We start from the raw sequence: 21,329 nt of genomic DNA, 5'->3' as shown, positions 1-21,329 counted from the left end.
GCAGAAACGAATGTAATATTCGGAGGCCGCTTAGGGGAATATAAATATTACGATATGGATAAGGTCATTGTGAGCGCGTTGTCACTGGTTGAAAGAGAATTGGGTTAATTATCTTCTTACAGGTTACAAATATATTTGATGTATTACCTTGATTTGTAAATTGTGAGTTGTAGTTATCTTGATATGCTGTAACCGTATGAACGTGTGTAAAAAAATATATAGTGTGTGTAAGGAGCACAACAGTGAATATAAAAATTTTAGTAGCCACTCATAAGCAATATTGGATGCCGGCAGATTCTATCTACATGCCCATCCATGTGGGGAGAGCGGGCAAATCTGACATTGGTTATATCGGGGATCATACGGGGGACAATATCTCCGAGAAAAATGCAAATTACTGCGAGTTGACCGGTTTATATTGGGCATGGAAGAATCTTGATGCTGACTATATCGGTCTTGTTCACTACAGACGGTATTTTACGCGTAAAGAAGTGCGCTCTGTAGAGGATAAAAAGAACCAGATCCTCACGGGTGAGGAATGGAAAGCGTTGCTTTCACAATACTCTGTAATAGTAGCGGATAAGCGTAAATATTATATTGAAACGAACAGGTCTCATTATAATAATGCTCATCATAGTGAAGGGCTTGATGTGGCGGAGCAGATTATCGCGGAGCGGTACCCTGAATACAGCGCTGCTTTCACGACGGTCTGCAATCGCACATGGGCGCACATGTTCAATATGTTTGTGATGCGTCGGGATTTGTATAATCAGTATTGTGAATGGATGTTTTCCATATTGGAGGAGCTAGAAAAGCGCGTGGATATTTCTGGTTATGATGTGTATGAGTCGCGTATTTACGGATTTGTCAGCGAAATTTTGCTCGATGTATGGCTCGAAGCGAATCACATTGAGTATAAGGAACAAAATGTGTCCTTTATGGAGCCGCAAAATTGGGTGAAAAAAGGAGGAAGCTTTTTAAAGAGAAAGCTGTTAGGGAGATAATAGAAGAATATGATTAAGGTTGTTGAACTTCCTATAGATAAAGACATGGGTGGATTAACATCATATGTACTTCAACTATATAGCTATATTGATAAAAAAGAATTTGATTTAATGTTATTAACTTATGATGATATTGCTTGTTTTGATGATTTAAATAATGTAATGAAAGTTGATAGGCCGTATCGAATTTGGAGCTTTTATAAGTCCATGAAGCGTTTAGTAAAATTGAATTATGATATTATACATTTTCATCAGTCATATGTTAATATTGTGCCTATATTATTAGCAAAATTGGCGGGATTTAATAATATAATTTTACATGCGCATAGTTCTAGTATTGATGATAATAGATTTTTAATTCGATATTTAAAAACCATATTACATAAGATTGGAAAATTATTTATACCTTTTATCGTTGACGCTTATATAGGGTGCTCTCAAAAGGCAAGTAGATGGATGTTTTCTGATAAATGCATTAATAGTGATTCTTATTATTTATTTAATAATTCAATAGATTTAGATGAGTATAATAAAGATCATAATAAATATATTGAAATGAGACAGAAATTGAATCTTCCTAAAGATGCTTTAGTTGTAGGGCATATAGGGAGGTTTACACCTGTAAAAAATCATAGTTTTATTATTAGTATGTTTAGAAAGCTGTTGGAAATGAACCCAAATAGTTATCTTTTACTGCTTGGAGATGGTATAGAAAGAAAAAAAATAGAGTTATTGGTTAATGCGCAAGGAATAGAATCAAATGTTATTTTTATGGGATATGTAAGTAATCCTGTAGAAATAATGCAGACTATGGATGTGATAGTATTACCGTCTTTATTTGAAGGTATGCCGTTGGTAGCTATAGAATCGCAGGCACTAGGGATTCCTATATTGTTATCAGATACGATTACAAATGAAGTTGCTATAACTGAGCTATGTAATTTTTTATCAATAGATGATGAACTCATATGGGTTAATAAGATTTTAGAAAAAAGTCATATAAATAATACATGTGATTATAAAAATCAAATTAAAGCAGCTGGCTATGATTTAAAGGAAGCAATTAAATCTGTGGAGCAGTTATATAGGAGATATTATGGATTTTAAAAATTATATAAAGGCAAAGATGCCTTGGACTCGATCTATTTATAGAAAACGAAAAGCGCCGTTTAATTTGATTCATAATATAATAGATAAACCTGTTGTAATTTTGTTATATCACAGAATAAATAATACAAATTATGATTTGTTCAATATTAATGTGACTCCAGATAATTTTGATAAACATATAAAACATCTTAAAGAACAGTATAATGTTATTTCTTTTGAAGATTTAAAGTATAAGTCGATTAAAGAACCATCTGTGATTATCACATTTGATGATGGATATTTTGATAATTATAAAAATGCTTTTCCTATTTTGAAAAAATATAATATACCAGCGACTATTTTTGTTACTACCTCTGGAATTGACTCAATAAAAGAATTTTGGTGGGATCGACTGGAAACAATATTTTTTAAAAATCAAAAATTATTTGATTCAATATCGTTTGATATTTTTAATCAAACGTATTTATTTGATGTTTCAAGTAAATTAGTCCGGCAAAAATCTTTTTATGCAGCACATAAATTATTATTTAATTTGAAACCTGATTATCGTGATCAGATTTTAAATAATTTTTATGATAAATACAGTTTAGAACCTAATATTGAAAATAGGACAATGTCGTCTTCTGAGTTATTGGAGATATATAATAGTAAATTAATTACTATAGGTGCACATACGATTAATCATCCTGCTTTAAAGTTATTGAGTTATAATGAGCAATATAATGAGATTCAATCTTCTAAATTATTTTTGGAAAAATTATTAGGTACTAATATTGACTTGTTTGCATATCCGTTCGGACATAAACATAGTTTTGATAAGGTGACTGAAGAAATTGTTGAAGCGTTAGGTTTTTCTTTTTCTGTTAGTACTAATAGGGCTCAAGTGCATACTAATACTAATTGTTTTTCTTTACCTAGATTTGGTGTAGAGAATTGGTCTGAGATGGAATTTCATAAGCAAATGAAATTAGTTTGGTTTGAGAATTAGGAGATACTGAGATGCTAACTATAGAAGAAATTCAGAGCCATCTATATATTATGCTCAAAGAGTTTGATTCATTCTGTAAGGAGAATGATATTAAGTACTCTCTTTCAGGCGGATCATTATTGGGGGCTATAAGACATCATGATTTTATTCCTTGGGATGATGATATAGATGTGTGTATGAGTAGAAATGATTATGATAGGTTAGTTTCTATATTCCCGACAGTGCTAAATGAGTTGTATGTTCTTAAATCTGTTGAGCGTAAAAATTCTATTTACCCTTTTGCTAGACTCGAAAAGCTAGATATTAATATAGAAGATGCATATAGTAATTCAAATAAATATTTATTTATGGATATAATGCCTGTTGATGGTTTGCCGGATGATTTAAATCAGGTTTCAAGTATTTATAAAAAGAGAAAAGTTTATAGTAAAATGCTTGAATTGTGTGATGCGAAATTAGGAAAAGGTAAGACCTTATGGCGAGCAGTTGTTAAGTCTTGTTTAATATTTATTGCTAAGTTGTTTGGACCTAGTTATTGGTCTCGTAATTTAGATGTTTTAGCTAAGAAATATGATTATAAAAAATCAAAGTATGTTGGGGCTATTACAGGTGGCGTGTATGGCGTTAAGGAACGGATGCTTAAATCTGATTTTGAAAAACGTGTATTAGTTTCCTTTAAAGATTTGAGATTGGAAGTTTTTTCTTGTTATGATTCATATTTGACTAATTTATATGGTGCTGATTATATGCAGATTCCGCCTGTTGAGAAACGAAAGATATCTACTATAAAAGCCTTTAAGAGTTAGAGTATTGGATGTATGAATAATGAAGGTTATAAATGTATTTTTGCAGTATCGGAAAATATATGAGTTTTGATGTGTAGATTATTATATTAATTGGCGTTGATAAAATAGATAGTAGAAACGGTTTAAAAGAAAGGAATTTTAATGAGAATTTGCGTTACTGGTGGTGCAGGATTTATCGGATCACATTTAGTAGATAGATTAATTAAAGATGGACATATTGTGCAAGTTATAGATAATTTACAAAGTGGTAATAAGGCCTTTGTTCATCCAAAAGCGGAATTTATAGAAATGGATATACGAGACTCTAAATTGAATTCGGTTATAGAGATGTTTAAACCGGATTATATTTTTCATGAGGCGGCTCAAACTGAAGTATCTGTTTCTATGAATAATCCTAGTTTAGATTGTGATATAAATTTGATGGGGCTGATTAATGTTCTAAATGCAGCAGTTGCTTGTGGAGTAAAAAAATTTTTGATGCCTTCATCAGCTGCTATTTATGGTAATCTTGACATTTTGCCTTTAAACGAATCTATGGTAGGAGTGCCATCATCATTTTATGGATTAACAAAGTTAACTTCAGAACATTATCTTCGTATTTATAATGAGTCATTTGGTTTAAATTATATATGTTATCGCTATTCTAATGTATATGGACCAAGGCAAGGCAATGGTGGAGAAGGTGGTGTAATTAGCATATTTGCTAAGGCTATAACACAGAATTTGCCGATTACTATTTATGGTGATGGTAAGCAAACTAGAGATTTTATATATGTAGAGGATGTAGTTGATGCTAATATTCTTGGCATGAATAGTAGTTTTGTTGGGACATATAATATAAGTACTAATATAGAGAGTTCGATAAATATGTTAGTAGAAGAATTTAAAAATATTAGTGGTAAACATATTGAGGTATTATATGAAAAACCAAAATTAGGCGATATTAAGCATTCTAGACTCAATGCACAAAAAGCAGAAAAAGAATTATTATTTAAGGTGAACTATAGTTTACATAATGGATTATGTAAAACATATGAGTATTTTAGTAATATATGAGTATTTTTTATGAAAAGAGTATGAGTTGTTATAATGTTAATATTTATTGGAGTAATAAATAATGGAAATAGTTAAAAATCCACTTGTTAGTATTATTATTCCAGTTTATAATACTAAACCTTATTTAGAACGCTGTATTCAATCTATAGTGCATCAAACTTATAAGAATCTTGAAATACTTTTAATTGATGATGGTAGCACTGACGGTTCGTCCGGACTGTGTGATCGTTTTGAAGAACAGTATGCTAATATTCATGTAGTGCATTTGAAAAATAGCGGTGTCAGCGCTGCTCGCAATAGAGGCTTGGACATTGCGCAAGGGGAGTTTATATTATTTATAGATAGTGATGATTCTGTATCTTTGAATTATGTTGAATCGTTTGTAAGATTGATTTATGATGCAGATCTTATAATTGGAGTTATAGAAGATATATATATCGATGAAAATAGTTTTGTATATAAACAAAAAATACGAAACTATTTTTCAAAACAATCTGGTTTTTTACAGCAAGAATATTATAATCTTTTAGAATTATTACGTGGTCCAGTTATTAAATTATATAAGAAGAAGATTATAGATAAATATCATTTACGATTTGATGAAAATCTATCTGTTGCGGAGGATCAAGTCTTTAATTTTTCTTATTATTGTTGTATTAAATCATATGTAATTGAGTCTAAATGTATATATAGATATTATCATCGTAAGAATAGTAATTCATTGACTTTATCTGTGAATAAAAAAACGTTAGAAGATGAAATCTTTAAATTAAATATGGAGTATAAATTTCTTAAAACATATAATATTAATAATTATAATGCTATATATATATATCAGTTAATAGGAATATTAAATAAATATATAAAGCTTCAAGATGCGAGTACTATAAAGTCAAGTTATGAATTAGTAAAAAAATTAGCGAATTTAAATCCTTTAGTAGTCGATAAGAGATTGAGTTTTAAGAGAAAAATAATATTATATTTATTACAATATAAAATGTATTGGCTCATAATGATATACTATCGATTTAAAAGTATATGTGAAGATATATGGTAATTAAATTAATTATTAGAAAGGATTAGTATGGAACCACAAGTTATCTCATATCAACTTATAAAAGCAATTATTCAAGAGTACAAAAAACTTTTATTATGCTTGATGGGGGGGATATTAATTATATTTCTTTTGCTAGCACTTCTACTTCCCAAAAAATATACCTCCAGTGTAATGATTCAAGTTAAGCCACAAAATGGTTCATTAAGTACATTGGCTAATAACTCCGCACTATTATCTTTGGCAGGCATTTCTGCGGGGGATTCTGTATTAGATTATATGTCCTTATTAAAGAGTAGTAGAGTTATTGATCCTGTTATAAAAAAGTTGGATAATGCAGATGCAGAGGATGAAAAATTTGATGCAGATGATTTTGTAAAGAAATATATGCAAATAGATAATCCGAGAGGAACTTCTATTTTATCTTTTACAATTACAGCCGATTCACCGGAAAATGCACAACGAATAGCGCAAGATGTAGTGGATTCATTACAAGATACTATAGCTGGAGTCGGCTCTGCTCAAGATTCTACGTTAATTAAAATTTTGGGAAAAAAGAATGAAGATGCTAAACATAAAATGGATGCAGATGTAGCTGCACTTGAAAAATATAAACAAGAAAATGGCGTATTCATACCTAATGAACAAGAAAAAATGCTATTGGAACAAGCTGCTGGTTATGAAAAAGCGAAATCTGATGAGACTGTTAAATTAAATACTAATACAGCTATTTTAAGTTCTATTGAAGCTCAGATTGATACACAAAATAAAAATCTTATTGATTCTCAGATGGCGGATAATCCTGAGATTCAATCTATACGTAAAGAATTATTTAATGCTAATGAACAATTGGCTAAATTACAATTCAAGTTTACCGATGATTATCCGGAAGTTGTTAAGGTAAAAGAAAATATCAGCTATTTAGAAAAACAATTGGCTAAAACGGTAGCGCAGTCTATTTCTTCTGAAAATGTTACACTTAGTCCTGTACAAATGGATTTGTTACAAAAAAGAGTTGTTGCTAAAAATAATGTTGAATCAGCTAATGCAGCGCTTACAAAGCTTGAGGAGTTAAGTAAACAAAACCTTGAAAAATCGAATCAGTTTTCACAAAAATCCGTTAAATTTTTAGAGTTACAACGTAATGCAAAGGTATCTACCGATACATATAATCTTTTAACTAAAAGTCTTGAAGAATTGAAGATTAAAGAAAATCTTGATGCTATGGATATTCGTGTTCTTAATAGCCCAACTTATCCTGTTAAACATTCTTGGCCGCGTAAACTATATGTTATGATTGTAGGCGGATTATTATATTTAATAATTGCAGGTGGATTTATTTACTTCCAATATACTAGACGTATGAGTGTAATGAAAGAATAGGTGATCCTATGGTATTTTGGATTGGCCTTGCAATTTTTGTGTTTTCATCTGTCATTGCGGAACGCTTGGTACCGATTCAATATAAGAAATTTATTCCTATAATTGTTATTGGGGTACTTACATTTTTAGGGATGTTTAGATATGAAATCGGTACAGATTATGACTGGTATGTTGTATTGTTTAATCAAGTAACACTTAATGATGCATATCCTGAGCCGTTATTTTTAATTATTGTTGAAGTCCTCCGTTATTTTCATATGTCTTATCAAGCAATGTTTATTGTTTATGAATTATTGATTATGATATTTTTATGGAAAGGAATTCAACGATATACTAAAGATAGCGAAATTCAAATATTAATTTTGACTTTGTTTTTATGTGCAGAATATTTTTTCTCTCTTAATGGTATACGACAAGCGTTAAGTTTAGTTTTAATATTTTGGGGATATCAATACTGTTTACAACGAAAGTTTTGGAGATATTTATTAGTTGTTGCCGCCGCTGTTGTATTTCATTATAGTGCTATAGTGGCAATTGTATTGTATTGGGTTCCTAGAAAAGTATATTCTTGGTACATCTATGCTATTGTATTTGTACTTGCATTTTGTATATTTAAGTTGAATATAGTATTATCTTTATTGTCTGTTATATTAGGTATGCTGCATATAGATGGGCGATATCTGGGGTATGTTTCGGATATAGATTCTGTTAATATGACTGGGTTATATATGGTATATCAATTTATATTATTTTCTGTATCTCGGTTGGCTATTTTGAAATTAAAACCGGAATATAAAGGTTTGATTAATATATGGTTTATTAGTATACTGGGACATTTTTTATTTTCATTTTCCTTACCTATTACAAGATTGACTAAATATTTTGAGTATTTCATTATTTTGATAATGCCATATACAATACAATATTTAAATACTGTCTTTCAGCTTCAAATTAAGAATAGAATATATAATTTTAAATGGGGTTATATAGTATTAGTATTTTTTCTTTTTGTGTTTTTACGTGGCATTGAAGGAATTCCACATGATTACTTCACTAGTTGGCGGAATCCGTATCCATCCAGTATGAATATAGAGTATGATTTTAATTTTAAAATTTTCGAATAGTTGTAAATAGGGGATTGGTTACATGTCTCAGAATTCTTCTACACAACGAAAAGTAGGTACTTTACTATCTTACGCATTACTATTGGGGAATACAGTTATTAATTTAGCCTATGTACCTATTCTTTTATCCTTTATCGGTGTGGCTGAATTTGGCCTTTATAGGCTATTGGGTTCTATCATCGCCTACTTTAACGTGTTAGATTTCGGTCTGTCTGCGACGATTACCCGTTTTTTAGTGAAGTATAAAACGCTGAAAGATCAGGTTAGAATTGATAAGTTGTTAACTATGTCGTTGCTGCTGTATGTAGGAATAGGCGTCATATTGAGCCTTTGCGGACTCGTTGTGTATTACTGTATTCCTTACATATTTAAGGACAGCTTAGCTCCTGATATGATTGATAGTGCAAAGAAAATATTTCTGTTGTTACTGTTGAATCTATTGATGTTATTTGCATCTAAAGTCTTCGATGCGGTTATCATATCTGAAGAGCGGTTTATCTTTCATCGGTCAATCAGTTTGATACAGATTTTATTACAGCCCTTTGCTATTGTGGGTGTGCTGATCTTTTATCCCACAGCGTTAAGTGTAGTACTGGTACAAACGGTATTTAATTTGCTGCTGGTTCTCGTAAAGGTTATATATTGCAGGCGTGTATTGCAGGTTCGCTTTGTCTATCATGGCTGGGATTCAGAGATTCTCCTGGCTATGCGAAACCTTTCACTCAGTTTATTTGTAGTATCTGTAGTTGACCAAGTGTTTTGGCAAAGTAATCAGTTGCTGATTGGTATAAAAATCGGGGCGGAATCCGTTGCCATGTATGCTATTGCAAGCCAGATTTATATTAACTATATGAATATTTCGCTAGCCGTATCCAGTACATTGTTGCCTAAAATTACGGCTATGGTGACGAATCGATGTAGTGATGAGAAATTTCAGCATTTATTTCTGAAAGTTGGTAGATTACAATTTTATTTATTGTCGCTGATTTTGAGCGGATTTATATTGTTCGGACATAGTTTTCTTCATTACTGGGTCGGTGATGGATTTGATTTAGTATATTGGATTACACTGATTATTATTGTCCCTTTCACGATTGATCTCATTCAGAATGTGGGCCTTGCGATTATGCAGGCTCGTAATGTATATCATGTGAGGGCCGCTGTATACGTATTTGTCGGTATCCTTAATGTCGTATTGGCATACTATTGGATCGATATGTATGGTATTGCCGGTGGTGCCGTTGCTACAGGTCTTTCCATGTTTTTGGGCAATGGTATTATCATGAACGTGTATTATCATCGGTATATGAACTTAAACATTATTCATTTTTGGAAGCAAATTGCACGCCTATCCGTAGTTATGATACTGTTAACGGTTCTAGGCCTGTATGTGATTCCTCATATCGCTTTAAACAGCTCTATTTACATTCTTGTAATTAGTATGCTGTTATATTCTTTCATTTATTTTGGTGTTCAATGGATTAGTAATTTTGATTCTTATGAGAAAAATCTTTTTTATTCATTTCTGTCGAAAGTAGGATTAATAAAGAAGAGTTGCTAAGGAGATAAGCATGAGAAAACGTAAGTTGTTAATGGCTCTTGTAGGGACATGTTTAGCATGTAATGTGGCTATGGCGGCTACTAATACAGATATGAATAACGGCAGTGGTAGCGGCGCCGGAGAATATATGGGACAGGTTTCTGTTCCGTATATGCCGGACGTGCAAGATGTTTCTGTTGTCGATAGTGGTGTAAAGGGTAAAGAAGTTGTTACTTTCAAAACAAATGCCGTTAAACATCCGACTAAAGAGCAGAAATTGAAGATGGTTTTGGAAAACGGTGAGTATATCGACCCAAAAGATAGTGTGTTCTCCATAGCGCGTCCAGATATCGGAGAATATCGCCTGTCGAAGTATGACAAGATTAATTTACATGTTCTAGGTTACACTAGCAGTGAGTTAGGATTTACTGACTCGACTAGTGACAATACTAGTAATTCCGGTGTTACCTTAATGATTGGACCGGATGGTCGTATTAATACGCCGTATACGGGAGTTGTAAAGCTTTCAGGATTAACATTGCAAGAAGCATCGGCGTTATTAAGCGAAAAATTCTCGCATTATATTCATAAACCGGATGTGACCGTCAATGTATCGGAATACGGTGGCCGACAGGTTTATGTAATGGGTGAAGTGCCGAAACCTGGTATTTACAAATTGGGAGCCGATTACATGAATGTATTCGCGGCGATTTCAAGTGCACAAGGGACGGCGAGAAAGGCTAGACCTCGCCATATTCAGGTCGTTCGTGTCATTGATGATACTGTATATGTACGTGAAGTTGATTTGGAAAGCTTCATAAAGAAACAGGATATTAAACAAAATATCGCATTGCAGGATGGAGATATGATTTATGTTCCTAAATCGCATCGTCTCATTCCGAGTGATATTGCTCCGTTTGCATCCTTTGCATATATGATTCACAGTGCAACTGATTGATAGATTCGTATAATTGTAAGAGGGACAGGTGTATGAATATAGCGGTTATTTTTGCCGGCGGTACGGGACAGCGTATGAGCTCTTCGGGAACACCAAAACAATTTTTAGAAGTGCATCAAAAACCCATAATAGTACATACATTGGAGCATTTTCAAAAGAGTGCAAGTATTGATCATATTATTATTGTGTCGTTAGAACGGGCTATTCAGCAAGTAAATTCCTTAGTCAAAGAGTTTTCTTTGACTAAGGTAGCCTCCGTGGTGCCGGGAGGGCATACAGGTCAAGAATCTATCTTTTTAGGCTTGACCGAGTGTCGACGCTTATTTTCGGAAACCGATATAGTATTGCTTCATGATGGAGTACGACCTATTATCGACGATATATTAATTAAAAATTGTATCACTTCTGTTGAAGATCATGGAAATGCTATAACAGTAGCACCTGCAACAGAGACAACTTTCATAAGAAAAGAGGATACGAATCAAATCGGTAGAATTTTAGAACGTTCGCAATGCGTTATAGCCAAGGCTCCGCAATGCTTTTTTCTTCGCGATATTTATAACGCTCATATGAATGCTAATAAAGAATCTTTGGAATTTATAGATTCTGCCTCTATGATGCAATATTATAATAACGATTTATTTTTGGTTGAAGGACCGGCTGAAAATATTAAAATTACAACTCCTATAGATTTCTATACATTTAAAGCCTATCTGGATGTAAAAGATAGTCTGAATGTTATCGGTTTATAGTTGGTATGGATAAAGGCTTAGGTATGGATACTGTTTTGATACATGAATTGGAACGTGTTGTCTGTAAAAATGTAGATTTATATAGATATTTTAGTGATAAGACGATATTGGTAACCGGAGCGACGGGATTAATAGGTTCGATGCTGATCAAATCGATGCTTATGGCTAATAGGTTGCTGTCTATTGATATAAAAATTATTGGGCATGTAAGGAATATTGATAAGGCTCGACAACTATACTGGGATATGCATGATAATGATCAATTTACATATACTTCGGAAGCGTTATCATGTATAAATGAATCTATTGATTATATTGTGCATACGGCTTCACCGACACAGTCCAAATATTTTGTTAAAAATCCGGTTGAGACATTGTATGCATCTATTGGTAATACTGTTGATTGTCTTGAGTTAGGTAGACGAAAAAACATTATAAAAATGCTTTATTTATCATCCATGGAGCAGTATGGTATTCAATTAGTTGATAATCAACAAATGACAGAAGCGGATTTAGGATATATTAACCATTTAGATGTCCGCAGTTCTTACTCTGAGGGAAAGCGTATTTGCGAATGCTATTGTAATGCTTATGCTGAAGAATATGGTGTGCCTGTCACGATTGCACGACTGGCTCAGACATTTGGGCCGGGAATACCGGTTGAAGATAATCGAGTTTCTATGCAGTTTGCTAAGAGTGTTTTGAATTGTTCAGACATTGTATTACACACAAAAGGTGAATCTTTATCAAATTTTTGTTATATTATAGATGCGTTAACGGCTCTTTTAGTATTGTTGAAGTCCGGTGAATCTTGTGAGGCTTATAATATTTGTAATGCTAAGGAGACAAGAAGTATATATGAAATTGCCTGTTTGGTTGCTGATGAAGTGGCAAACGGGGAGATTTCGGTTAAATTTGATATTCCAACGGTAAATAATTATGGATATGCACCGACTGTAAAGTATTTTTTGAATACGGATAAATTAGAAAACCTTGGGTGGAAGGCAGAAGTTGGTATGAAAGATGCATATCGATTGCTGATTGAGTATTTGAAAGAATTTCATTAAATAAATTATTTTGATGCTTGTGAATATGAAAAGAGCAGTAACATATGAGATATTTCTCATTGCTACTGCTCTTTTGTTTGTATCATTCGTATGGATTTATCTATTCTCATCTTCATCGCGACTCCCCTTAGTACGCAGTTCCATAGCCGGACGTTCACTAGAGAGGGCCGACTCCTCTGCGATGGGGTACGATGTGTCTTCCAGGTTCACGGTTTGCAGCAATTTTTCGACGTCGTCGTTCTGGATGGATACTTCCTTGTTGTACCAGCTGCCGAACTCGCGGATAACCGGTTCGTTGCGACGAAAATACGTGTATTGATCAATTTTTCGGGATTCTACAAGTTCCGCACTTTCCAGGATGCTCATGAATGTAGAAATAGATGATTGCGATACGCCGCAGCGCTTCTGGATGCTTTTAACACTGACGCTGTGCGGGAAATCGATGAGGGTGTTAGCGTGTACCTGTACACCAAATTCTTGCTCCGGGTGCTTCAGCCACAATATAATGTCTAACCGATGTGGATTTGATAATGCTTTCAAGATTCTTAACGGGTCCATATGGCCTCCTCTGGTAATTCCAAAATAATGAGTGCCTAACCTTGACCGTGGTCTTGCATTATGCGGTCGAATTATACGCGTGTTGCTCCGTATACGGTTTTTTCTACCTTTATCATACGCCTTTTTATTTGTGAAAGCTAGAAAAATTTATAAATTTCACGAATTGATGAATTTTATTGCACACTTTAAAAATGTATCGCATGAATAAGTATGTGAATGTATATTCCGGTTATGTAATTTTGACGGAATCTTACATTTTATATTCATGAATACAGATTACTTTCATACTTTTGTGGTATGTTGGGCAGGTATTTTAGGTCTTTATCGTGAATATATATTATATAGACTTATGTAAGTTCAAGCTTTCATCAAAAGGAGCTGAGTATATGGCAATTGATCGAAATGAAACATTTGATGTGATCGTCGTCGGTGCAGGGCCTGCAGGGGCTGCCGCGGCGTTGCGTCTGGCGGAGAAACGGGTGAAAGTGTTGCTCATCGAACGAGGTATCGCACCGGGTGCTAAAAATATGATGGGGGGACGTATTTATACCCATTCCTTGGAACGCATCGTATCGGATTTCAGAGACCGTGCACCTCTTGAGAGAAAGGTGACGAAAGAACGCATTTCCATCGGTGCAGGCGATGAAATGACGACTGTTGAATATAGTTATCAGGATGTGAAACCGAACGAGGAGTCGTATGTCGTATTGCGTGCGAAATTCGATAAATGGCTTGCGGAAGAGGCGGAGAAAAAGGGAGCCCTTCTCGTAACGAACGTACAGGTGACGGAACTCATCACCGAAGGGGAAGGCAAAAAGCGCCGCGTTGTGGGCGTGCGCTGTCACGATGACGAAGTCTATGCAAAGCTCGTCATCATCGCTGAAGGTGCCAATACGGTTCTGTTGGAAGAAGCGGGGCTCACGGGGCCTACGGATCCGAAGACGATGGCCGTAGGTGTTAAAGAGGTGTATAAACTCAAGAAAGAGGACCTTGAAAATCGCCTCATGCTGACCGGTGATGACGGTATGGCATGGCTCACCTTGGGCGACATGACGGACGGGCTGCTGGGCGGCGGCTTTATTTACACCAATAAAGACAGTTTGTCTGTAGGCATGGTTGTGGGCATTGATGACATCGGGGCCGCTAGTCGTTCCGTGGACGATATGCTCACTGCTTTCACAAGCCATCCTCGCATTGCACCGTTACTGAAGAACGGACAGTTGAAGGAACACAGCGCTCATCTCGTGCCGGAGGGCGGTTATCGCTCGATGCCGAAGCTGGGCGGCCCGGGATATATCATCATCGGTGATGCGGCTAGGATGTGCATGAATCTGGGGTATACGATTCGCGGCATGGACCTCGCTATCGAGTCCGGTATCTGTGCGGCGGAGGCCGTCAATGTGGGATTGCGCGACGAAAATATGGATCGCGTTCCGAAACTATACGAAAAGAATATCAAGAATTCGTGGCTTCATAAGGATTTGAAGCTCTATAAGGATATGCCGAAATTCCTCGCTACTCATCCGCGTATTTTCAATGAATATCCGAAGTTTGTTAATCATCTGATGCGCGATGTGTTTACCGTCAATGGCGACGGTGCGGTGCCGATGATGAAAAAATTAATGCACCGCGTGGGCGACGTAGGCTTAACCAACTTGATTCGTGATGCATGGAAAGGGGTGCGTTCCCTATGAGATTGGAAGAACGGCTGGGTGCCAATAAATATTATGTAGATGAAACGTGTCCTCACATTCAGGTGGATGGTTCGGGGTTCAGCAAGGAAGAGAAAATGAAGCTCGTCAACGGTTGTCCGGCGGGGCTGTATACCTTGCAGGAAAATGGCGACTTGGTCTTTGATTTTGCGGGTTGTCTCGAGTGCGGCACATGCCGCGTTCTGTGCGGTGATACGATTGTGAAATCCTGGAAGTATCCGCGCAACAGCAAAGGCATTGAGTTTAGACAGGGGTGAGTGCATGGAATTACTAGTATGTATAAAACAGGTGCCGGATACATCTGAAATCAGGCTGGATCCGGAGACGAACAATCTGATCCGCACCGGCCTTCCGAGCATCGTCAATCCGTACGATATGCATGCCCTTGAGGCGGCGCTATCCGTGAAGGATCAGTACGAAGGCAGTCGTGTAACGGTTATTACCATGGGTCCGCCGCAGGCGGAGGCCGCGCTTCGTGAGTGTCTGGCCCTCGGTGCGGATGATGCGGTGCTGGTTACGGACCGTGCGTTCGGCGGCGCCGATACATTGGCGACGAGCTATACCATTGCGATGGCTATCCGTCACGTTGAAAGAAATATGAATCGCCGGTTTCAAATGATTTTCTGTGGAAAGCAGGCGATTGACGGTGATACGGCACAGGTAGGTCCTCAGATTGCGGAGGAACTCGGCATCGCGCAGGCTACCTATGCATGTGAATTATCCGTTGATGAAGGGGCGCAAAAGGCCATCGTCAAACGGGAGCACGAAAACGGTTATGAAGTGATTGAAGTGCCGTTACCGTTATTGGTGACGGCTACGGCGGAGCTTAACGAGCCGCGTCAACCGGGGCTCTGGAGTTCTATTTACGCAAAACGCTATGAGATTTCAAATCTTACGTTGCGGGATATGCCGAGCATCGATGAAAGCAGAATCGGGCTCACCGGTTCGCCTACCCGGGTGCGCAAGGTGTATCAGCCGCCGCTTCGTGGCAAGGTGGAAATGATCAATTCCGTTGAAGACGGTGCTAAAAAGGTTCTTGAACTGGCGTACCTTATTAAGCCTGAGAAGTTCGCCCATCTACTTGTTTCCGTAGATGTTCCGGAGGAACCAGAGACACCGGATGACGTTGATGACGGTGTAGATGTAAAGGATCCCGTACAGCGTGCGGCATCCGTAGAGAGTGTATCGCCTAGTGACTTCAAGGTCGTGGCGGCGCTTCATCAGAACAGGGAGGCGGCTCGGGCCGCCGGTGCGAAGAGCAATGGGACCGTTTCTGATCCAGATAATAGCGAAACACGTACTGATGGTTCAACAGATGTGCAGGGAGGTGACCGGTAATGGCTGTAACAAACTTTGATGAATATAGAGACGTCTTTGTCGTGGCCGATACCATCGATGACGTGGTGCATCCGGTCACATTCGAGCTCGTCGGACAAGGCCGCCGCATCGCAAAGGAAATGGGGCAGCTGGTGCAGGTTATGCTGCTCGGCGAAAATGTTCAGTCCCAGGCGGAGGAACTCGTCGCGTATGGGGCGGATATTGTCCATGTTTTTGAAAGTCCTCTTTTGAAATACTACACAACTGACGGCTATACGAAGGTATTGACGGATTTCTTTGAAGATCATAAGCCGAATATTCTCTTGATCGGCGCAACGAATAACGGCCGTGATCTGGCGCCTCGCATGTCGGGACGCATGAAGAACGGCGTTGTTGCGGACTGTACAATTTTGACTGTCGATACGGAGGAAGGGCTCGTTGAGTGGACTCGTCCGGCACTGGGCGGTAATATATTGGCGGAGATTATTTCCCCGAATCATCGCCCGCAAATGGGCTCCGTTCGCCCTAACGTATTTAAGAAACCGGAACGCAATGATGCGAGCTGGGGACGCATTCAATATGAAGCGTTTGAACTTTCACCTGAAGATATTCGGACGAAACGTCTTGAATTCATTCCGTTCAGCAAGTCCGGCTATAATATTCAGGAGGCGGATATCATCATTGCCGGCGGCCGAGGTATGGGCTCGAAGGAAAACTTTGATAAACTCTATGAACTGGCGGATGCCATCGGAGGCGTCGTAGGTGCAACTCGGCCTCTCGTTGAAAAAGGCTGGATTGGGCTGCCGTATCAGGTGGGACAGACCGGTAAGACCGTAAGTCCTAAGTTGTATTTGGCATTCGGTATCTCCGGAGCCATTCAACATGTGAGCGGCATCTCCGGTGCAGATACCATTGTGGCCATCAATAACGATCCTGATGCGGAAATCTTTCAACACGCGAACTATGGGATTGTGGGGGATTGCATGGAGGTCTTACATGATATGTTGGCGCATCTGAAATAAGCCATATAGATTCGTTGTAAAGGATTACCGTCCCCGATAGACAATTTAATACATGAGAAATACCTTGTGGGTATCCTTTGTAAGTTTTTGTATGAGGTCCCCTTCCCGAAAGCCTCCAAGGCCACCCACTTCGTGCGCCAAGTCGTTTTCGGAAGGGCGCCCTCATTTCTATTTTTTCAGAGACTATTGCTGATGGAAAGGTAGTCCTATTTTTCATTATTATATGTGAGGCCGTTATATCATAGGCGTTATATCATAGGCATTATATTCTGCCGTGTCGACATATCATTTATTACCTATATGAGGGTGTTATATTATAGGCGTTATATACTTTGATGCGCCTACACATTATTTGATGTGGATAGGGTGTATATGAATTGTGAGAATGTGAGGTGTTTATTATGTCTCGTAATGTATTTATTACCGGTTCTACGTCCGGCATCGGTCTTGCGATTGCAGAGGCGTATGCCAAGAATGGCGATAATGTATTGATTTCGGGGCGTCGTACCGAATTGCTCGATACGGTGCAGTCTCAGTTGATGGAACAGTACGGTGTGCGCGTGGAAACGTTGGTGCTTGATGTACAGAATCGTGATGATGTCATGTCCAATGTGCCCGCTGCCATTGAATCGTTCGGCGGCATTGATATTCTTGTGAACAATGCAGGTCTTGCGCAGGGGCTGGATCCGTTTCAGGACAGTGATATCGATGATGCGGTAACGATGATTGATACGAATGTGAAAGGTCTCCTGTATGTAACAAAGGCGGTATTGCCGTTCTTTATCGCCAAAAATGAGGGGCATATCGTGAATATGGGTTCAACAGCCGGTATTTATGCGTATCCGGGCGGAGCCGTTTACTGCGCTACGAAGGCGGCGGTTAAGACCCTCAGTGACGGTATTCGCATGGATACAATCGCCACGGATATCAAGGTGACCACCATTCAGCCGGGCATTGTGGAAACGCCGTTCAGCGAAGTGCGCTTTCACGGGGATAAGGAAAAAGCGGCAGCCGTTTATGCCGGCATTGATGCGGTGCAGCCGCAGGATGTGGCCGACGTCGTCGTGTATGTGACGAACCAGCCGAAACGGATGCAGATTTCGGACGTAACCATCATGGCGAATCAGCAGGCGGCGGGATTTATGGTGCATAAGAAATAAAGAGCCGGATTGAATTCCTTTACATTTTAAGTTATACTAATATTGTTAAAGAAAATTTAATAAAATTTTAATAATGTAAAGTTATGCAATTTGCTGTGTGAGGGAGTAATAATGAAATCTACGATGAAAAAATTTTTGTTAACAGCTGTGGCTTGTGCTTGTGTGGGCACGGCTTCGTATTGCACGGCTGATGCGGCGGGCATCGGTTCCGATATGTCAAAAGCTGATGCGGTAAAGGCTGACATGTCTCAGTCCGTGGAGGTGGCTAATGAAGCTGCGGCACCTAAGACAGGCATGCCGAATCCGATGCATGAATTTAAAACCGTTGATGAAGCGGCTCAGTATATGAATATAGTTCCGCAGATGCCGAAGGTATTGCCGGTGGGCTATAATATTGAATCTGTGAGCACCATCAATAAGGATATCCTTCAAGTGATTTATACATATCAGGACGGCGAGGATGCAACACGCAATCAGGCGAACGGTAAACGCATTACCTATCGTGTTTCCACGCTGAAAGAGGACATCAGCGGTGAGTACACACAGCACAAAGTGACCGCGACTGAAAAGGTTGACGGCGTGAAAGTGACTTTCAGAGGCGGCGAGAAAATGGTGTATCTCGTAAATTGGGCTAAGGACGGACAAAACCATTCGATGTCATTTGAACGCCCTGTGACACGCGATATGGCAAAAGCGATCATTGCTAATACGGTGGCGCAAAAACAGCATACAAAATAATTTATAATGAAACAGCTCTTTTAGTAGGGGCTGTTTTTTTGTGGCATTATAATAGCATAAGTATTTAGTTTTGCTGCGGTTTAATATGAAACGTCGTTTCTATATTATGCCAAACTTTCATAATGAGAATAATTCTAATATACCGCCACGGGTATACATATGTCCACGCCGTTTTTGCTAAAATATTATTATGAGTATTCATAAATGAAAGAAGGTGATGGATTGTATCGATTGGTACTGCAACGGCTGGTCAGTATTGCAGGTATTTTATTAGCCGTCACCTTGGGAACGTTTTTACTGATGAAGGTATCCCCCATCGACCCCGTGGCGATGAAGTTTAATCTGGTAGGGGCTACACCTGATCCTGTATTAGTAGAGCAGATGCGGGAGCAGCTCGGCCTCAACGACCCGTGGTGGCAGCAATATGTACGCTGGCTGGGCCAACTCGTGAGAGGAGACTTCGGTGAATCTATATTGTATTCGCTACCGGTAGCAACTATTTTAGGCGGTGCATTGCCAAATACATTGGGACTCGTATTCCTCGCGCTTTTGATGGGCGTAGTTGTAACAATACCGCTTGGCATGTTGTCGGCACGGTATCAGGATTCCTGGGCCGATCATGTGATTCGGATATTTACGTTCTTCGCCTTGGCGATTCCGGGGTTCTGGGTGGGGCTCTTGCTATTGTATTTATTCGGCGTGAAGCTGCAGCTTGTATCGGTGACGAATACGAAGGGCTTTACCGTGTATATACTGCCGGCTTTGACGATTGCTCTGTGGATTTGCGGTTTATACATTCGCCGTTTGCGCAATGCTATTCTGGAGGTTGAGAAACAGCCCTTTGTACAGGGGGCCAGAGCTCTCGGCTTACCGGAGTGGATGGTGTACTGTCGCTATATCTTTCCTCATGTAGGCCTTATGTTATTACCTATGATGGGCGTTACGATGGGGGCCATGTTAGGCGGCTCCGCGGTTATTGAAACGGTGTTCTCCATCAAAGGCATCGGCTATATGATGGTACAGGGCATAACCGCCCGCGATTATGTATTGATGCAAGGGTATATCATCTGGATTACTATGGTGTTCATCGTAATTAACATCATCATCGATGTATTGAGTATCTGGCTTAATCCGAAGCGAAGGGCCGCTATAAAAGGAGGCTCTTATGAATAGACGAAAGCCTTACGGCCTATATATCATGCTTGTACTGGCGGCATTGTGGATTGGATTTTTTCTTTGCGCTCCGTATATTGCGCCTTATAATCCGGAGGCGACGAATGTAGCCGACAGGTTGCAGGATATCAGCAGCACTCATTGGCTCGGAACCGATCAGCTGGGTCGCGATGTATGGTCCCGTATCCTTTATGGAGGGAAGGCGTCGCTGTGGATTGCTTTCACCATTATCGGCATCAGCGGAGCGATAGGCATCGTTATCGGCGGGCTGGCGGGATTCTCCACGCCGCGCGTTGACCGTTGGCTGTCGCGATTGATCGATTTGGTGCTGGGATTTCCGAATATGGTTATCGCCATTGCTTTCATCGGCATCATGGGGCCAAGCATAACGAATGTCATTATCTCGCTGTGCATTACTAAATGGGCGGAATATGCGCGCATCACGAGGGGCCTTGTCCATATCGAACGCCATGCCGAGTATATTACCTTTGCTCGCATGTCCGGCGCTTCGAGGATTCGAATCCTATGGCGCTATATTCTGCCGAATGTACTGCCGCCGCTATTAATTGTCATTATTCAACATTTAGGGGACGCCATTATTCTGGTGGCCAGTTTCTCGCTCATCGGCATCGGTGTGCAACCGCCTGATCCCGAATGGGGCGCGATCCTGTTGAGCTCCCGCGATTTTCTGCAAACCGCGCCTTGGCTGTTGATCTATCCGGGGCTGGCGATTTTTATTACCGTTGTTCTGTTTAACTATATTGGCGATGCGTTGCGTGATGCCCTCGATGTATCACGATGACTGCG

Annotated in this window: 21 protein-coding genes; 20 read left to right on the top strand and 1 reads right to left on the bottom strand. The window is 38.7% G+C overall.

The genetic code is table 11. The features are described from left to right. Positions 1-242 precede the first annotated feature (242 nt). The 12 genes from HMPREF1521_RS05315 to HMPREF1521_RS05260 all read left to right on the top strand — a co-directional run bounded on the left by HMPREF1521_RS05315 (position 243) and on the right by HMPREF1521_RS05260 (position 12,842). Complete coding sequence (locus HMPREF1521_RS05315; protein WP_038116762.1) at positions 243-1,004, top strand: DUF4422 domain-containing protein; 762 nt, start codon at positions 243-245, stop codon at positions 1,002-1,004. 9 nt (positions 1,005-1,013) lie between these two features. Continuing rightward, complete coding sequence (locus tag HMPREF1521_RS05310) at positions 1,014-2,111, top strand: glycosyltransferase (protein ID WP_038116761.1); 1,098 nt, start codon at positions 1,014-1,016, stop codon at positions 2,109-2,111. Continuing rightward, on the top strand, positions 2,101-3,102 hold the full coding sequence (locus tag HMPREF1521_RS05305) for a polysaccharide deacetylase family protein (protein ID WP_038116758.1): 1,002 nt from the start codon (positions 2,101-2,103) through the stop codon (positions 3,100-3,102). The genes HMPREF1521_RS05310 and HMPREF1521_RS05305 overlap by 11 nt, the downstream gene beginning before the upstream one ends. A gap of 11 nt (positions 3,103-3,113) precedes the next feature. After that, on the top strand, positions 3,114-3,908 hold the full coding sequence (locus HMPREF1521_RS05300) for a phosphorylcholine transferase LicD (protein ID WP_038116756.1): 795 nt from the start codon (positions 3,114-3,116) through the stop codon (positions 3,906-3,908). A gap of 141 nt (positions 3,909-4,049) precedes the next feature. Next, on the top strand, positions 4,050-4,964 hold the full coding sequence (locus HMPREF1521_RS05295) for an NAD-dependent epimerase/dehydratase family protein (RefSeq protein WP_038116753.1): 915 nt from the start codon (positions 4,050-4,052) through the stop codon (positions 4,962-4,964). 61 nt (positions 4,965-5,025) lie between these two features. Next, positions 5,026-6,021, top strand: a complete 996-nt coding sequence (locus HMPREF1521_RS08830; protein WP_051435758.1) for a glycosyltransferase family 2 protein — start codon at positions 5,026-5,028, stop codon at positions 6,019-6,021. 27 nt (positions 6,022-6,048) lie between these two features. Next, positions 6,049-7,401: a GNVR domain-containing protein gene (locus HMPREF1521_RS05285; RefSeq protein WP_038116749.1), complete on the top strand. Its 1,353-nt coding sequence runs from the start codon at positions 6,049-6,051 to the stop codon at positions 7,399-7,401. Positions 7,402-7,409: 8 nt separating this feature from the next. Further along, positions 7,410-8,525: an EpsG family protein gene (locus HMPREF1521_RS05280; RefSeq protein ID WP_038116748.1), complete on the top strand. Its 1,116-nt coding sequence runs from the start codon at positions 7,410-7,412 to the stop codon at positions 8,523-8,525. A 22-nt stretch (positions 8,526-8,547) separates the two neighbouring features. Next, entirely contained in the window at positions 8,548-10,086 is a 1,539-nt protein-coding gene (locus tag HMPREF1521_RS05275) for a lipopolysaccharide biosynthesis protein (protein ID WP_038116746.1), read from the top strand. A gap of 10 nt (positions 10,087-10,096) precedes the next feature. Further along, positions 10,097-11,023: a polysaccharide biosynthesis/export family protein gene (locus HMPREF1521_RS05270; RefSeq protein ID WP_051435757.1), complete on the top strand. Its 927-nt coding sequence runs from the start codon at positions 10,097-10,099 to the stop codon at positions 11,021-11,023. Positions 11,024-11,055: 32 nt separating this feature from the next. Then, positions 11,056-11,775, top strand: coding sequence for a 2-C-methyl-D-erythritol 4-phosphate cytidylyltransferase (locus HMPREF1521_RS05265; protein ID WP_038116744.1), 720 nt, complete (start codon positions 11,056-11,058; stop codon positions 11,773-11,775). Between the two features lie 5 nt (positions 11,776-11,780). Beyond that, positions 11,781-12,842 (top strand): NAD-dependent epimerase/dehydratase family protein, encoded by a 1,062-nt coding sequence (locus HMPREF1521_RS05260; RefSeq protein ID WP_232203192.1) that lies wholly within the window; start codon positions 11,781-11,783, stop codon positions 12,840-12,842. A 96-nt stretch (positions 12,843-12,938) separates the two neighbouring features. On the opposite strand, the gene HMPREF1521_RS05255 is transcribed toward HMPREF1521_RS05260, so the two are convergent. After that, entirely contained in the window at positions 12,939-13,400 is a 462-nt protein-coding gene (locus tag HMPREF1521_RS05255) for a helix-turn-helix transcriptional regulator (protein WP_038116743.1), read from the bottom strand. 386 nt (positions 13,401-13,786) lie between these two features. On the opposite strand from HMPREF1521_RS05255, the gene HMPREF1521_RS05250 reads away from it, so the two are divergent. The 8 genes from HMPREF1521_RS05250 to HMPREF1521_RS05215 all read left to right on the top strand — a co-directional run bounded on the left by HMPREF1521_RS05250 (position 13,787) and on the right by HMPREF1521_RS05215 (position 21,324). Beyond that, complete coding sequence (locus tag HMPREF1521_RS05250) at positions 13,787-15,094, top strand: FAD-dependent oxidoreductase (protein WP_038116741.1); 1,308 nt, start codon at positions 13,787-13,789, stop codon at positions 15,092-15,094. Beyond that, positions 15,091-15,369: a ferredoxin family protein gene (locus tag HMPREF1521_RS05245; protein WP_038116739.1), complete on the top strand. Its 279-nt coding sequence runs from the start codon at positions 15,091-15,093 to the stop codon at positions 15,367-15,369. Before HMPREF1521_RS05250 ends, HMPREF1521_RS05245 begins: the two co-directional genes overlap by 4 nt. Positions 15,370-15,373: 4 nt before the next feature. Then, positions 15,374-16,450 (top strand): electron transfer flavoprotein subunit beta/FixA family protein, encoded by a 1,077-nt coding sequence (locus HMPREF1521_RS05240; protein ID WP_084214629.1) that lies wholly within the window; start codon positions 15,374-15,376, stop codon positions 16,448-16,450. Beyond that, positions 16,450-17,451: an electron transfer flavoprotein subunit alpha/FixB family protein gene (locus HMPREF1521_RS05235; RefSeq protein ID WP_038116735.1), complete on the top strand. Its 1,002-nt coding sequence runs from the start codon at positions 16,450-16,452 to the stop codon at positions 17,449-17,451. Before HMPREF1521_RS05240 ends, HMPREF1521_RS05235 begins: the two co-directional genes overlap by 1 nt. A gap of 401 nt (positions 17,452-17,852) precedes the next feature. Then, positions 17,853-18,611 carry an SDR family NAD(P)-dependent oxidoreductase gene (locus HMPREF1521_RS05230; protein ID WP_038116733.1) on the top strand — a complete coding sequence of 253 codons (759 nt, stop codon included), beginning with the start codon at positions 17,853-17,855 and terminating at the stop codon, positions 18,609-18,611. Between the two features lie 111 nt (positions 18,612-18,722). Continuing rightward, complete coding sequence (locus tag HMPREF1521_RS05225; protein WP_038116729.1) at positions 18,723-19,349, top strand: hypothetical protein; 627 nt, start codon at positions 18,723-18,725, stop codon at positions 19,347-19,349. A 222-nt stretch (positions 19,350-19,571) separates the two neighbouring features. Then, positions 19,572-20,522 carry an ABC transporter permease gene (locus HMPREF1521_RS05220; RefSeq protein ID WP_038116780.1) on the top strand — a complete coding sequence of 317 codons (951 nt, stop codon included), beginning with the start codon at positions 19,572-19,574 and terminating at the stop codon, positions 20,520-20,522. Continuing rightward, entirely contained in the window at positions 20,515-21,324 is an 810-nt protein-coding gene (locus HMPREF1521_RS05215; RefSeq protein WP_038116726.1) for an ABC transporter permease, read from the top strand. Before HMPREF1521_RS05220 ends, HMPREF1521_RS05215 begins: the two co-directional genes overlap by 8 nt. Positions 21,325-21,329: the final 5 nt, after the last annotated feature.

The sequence above is a fragment of the Veillonella sp. AS16 genome, assembly GCF_000517785.1.
Lineage (GTDB): Bacteria > Bacillota > Negativicutes > Veillonellales > Veillonellaceae > Veillonella > Veillonella denticariosi.
Note: the sequence above shows the minus strand (reverse complement) of the source record. Positions and strands in the feature narration are given on the sequence as shown.

Coding starts and splice junctions, on each gene's coding strand:
- HMPREF1521_RS05310 (WP_038116761.1), top strand. CDS start 1,014: ATGATTAAGGTTGTTGAACTTCCTATAGATAAAGACATGGGTGGATTA.
- HMPREF1521_RS05305 (WP_038116758.1), top strand. CDS start 2,101: ATGGATTTTAAAAATTATATAAAGGCAAAGATGCCTTGGACTCGATCT.
- HMPREF1521_RS05300 (WP_038116756.1), top strand. CDS start 3,114: ATGCTAACTATAGAAGAAATTCAGAGCCATCTATATATTATGCTCAAA.
- HMPREF1521_RS05295 (WP_038116753.1), top strand. CDS start 4,050: ATGAGAATTTGCGTTACTGGTGGTGCAGGATTTATCGGATCACATTTA.
- HMPREF1521_RS08830 (WP_051435758.1), top strand. CDS start 5,026: ATGGAAATAGTTAAAAATCCACTTGTTAGTATTATTATTCCAGTTTAT.
- HMPREF1521_RS05285 (WP_038116749.1), top strand. CDS start 6,049: ATGGAACCACAAGTTATCTCATATCAACTTATAAAAGCAATTATTCAA.
- HMPREF1521_RS05280 (WP_038116748.1), top strand. CDS start 7,410: ATGGTATTTTGGATTGGCCTTGCAATTTTTGTGTTTTCATCTGTCATT.
- HMPREF1521_RS05275 (WP_038116746.1), top strand. CDS start 8,548: ATGTCTCAGAATTCTTCTACACAACGAAAAGTAGGTACTTTACTATCT.
- HMPREF1521_RS05270 (WP_051435757.1), top strand. CDS start 10,097: ATGAGAAAACGTAAGTTGTTAATGGCTCTTGTAGGGACATGTTTAGCA.
- HMPREF1521_RS05265 (WP_038116744.1), top strand. CDS start 11,056: ATGAATATAGCGGTTATTTTTGCCGGCGGTACGGGACAGCGTATGAGC.
- HMPREF1521_RS05260 (WP_232203192.1), top strand. CDS start 11,781: ATGGATAAAGGCTTAGGTATGGATACTGTTTTGATACATGAATTGGAA.
- HMPREF1521_RS05255 (WP_038116743.1), bottom strand. CDS start 13,400: ATGGACCCGTTAAGAATCTTGAAAGCATTATCAAATCCACATCGGTTA.
- HMPREF1521_RS05250 (WP_038116741.1), top strand. CDS start 13,787: ATGGCAATTGATCGAAATGAAACATTTGATGTGATCGTCGTCGGTGCA.
- HMPREF1521_RS05245 (WP_038116739.1), top strand. CDS start 15,091: ATGAGATTGGAAGAACGGCTGGGTGCCAATAAATATTATGTAGATGAA.
- HMPREF1521_RS05240 (WP_084214629.1), top strand. CDS start 15,374: ATGGAATTACTAGTATGTATAAAACAGGTGCCGGATACATCTGAAATC.
- HMPREF1521_RS05235 (WP_038116735.1), top strand. CDS start 16,450: ATGGCTGTAACAAACTTTGATGAATATAGAGACGTCTTTGTCGTGGCC.
- HMPREF1521_RS05230 (WP_038116733.1), top strand. CDS start 17,853: ATGTCTCGTAATGTATTTATTACCGGTTCTACGTCCGGCATCGGTCTT.
- HMPREF1521_RS05225 (WP_038116729.1), top strand. CDS start 18,723: ATGAAATCTACGATGAAAAAATTTTTGTTAACAGCTGTGGCTTGTGCT.
- HMPREF1521_RS05215 (WP_038116726.1), top strand. CDS start 20,515: ATGAATAGACGAAAGCCTTACGGCCTATATATCATGCTTGTACTGGCG.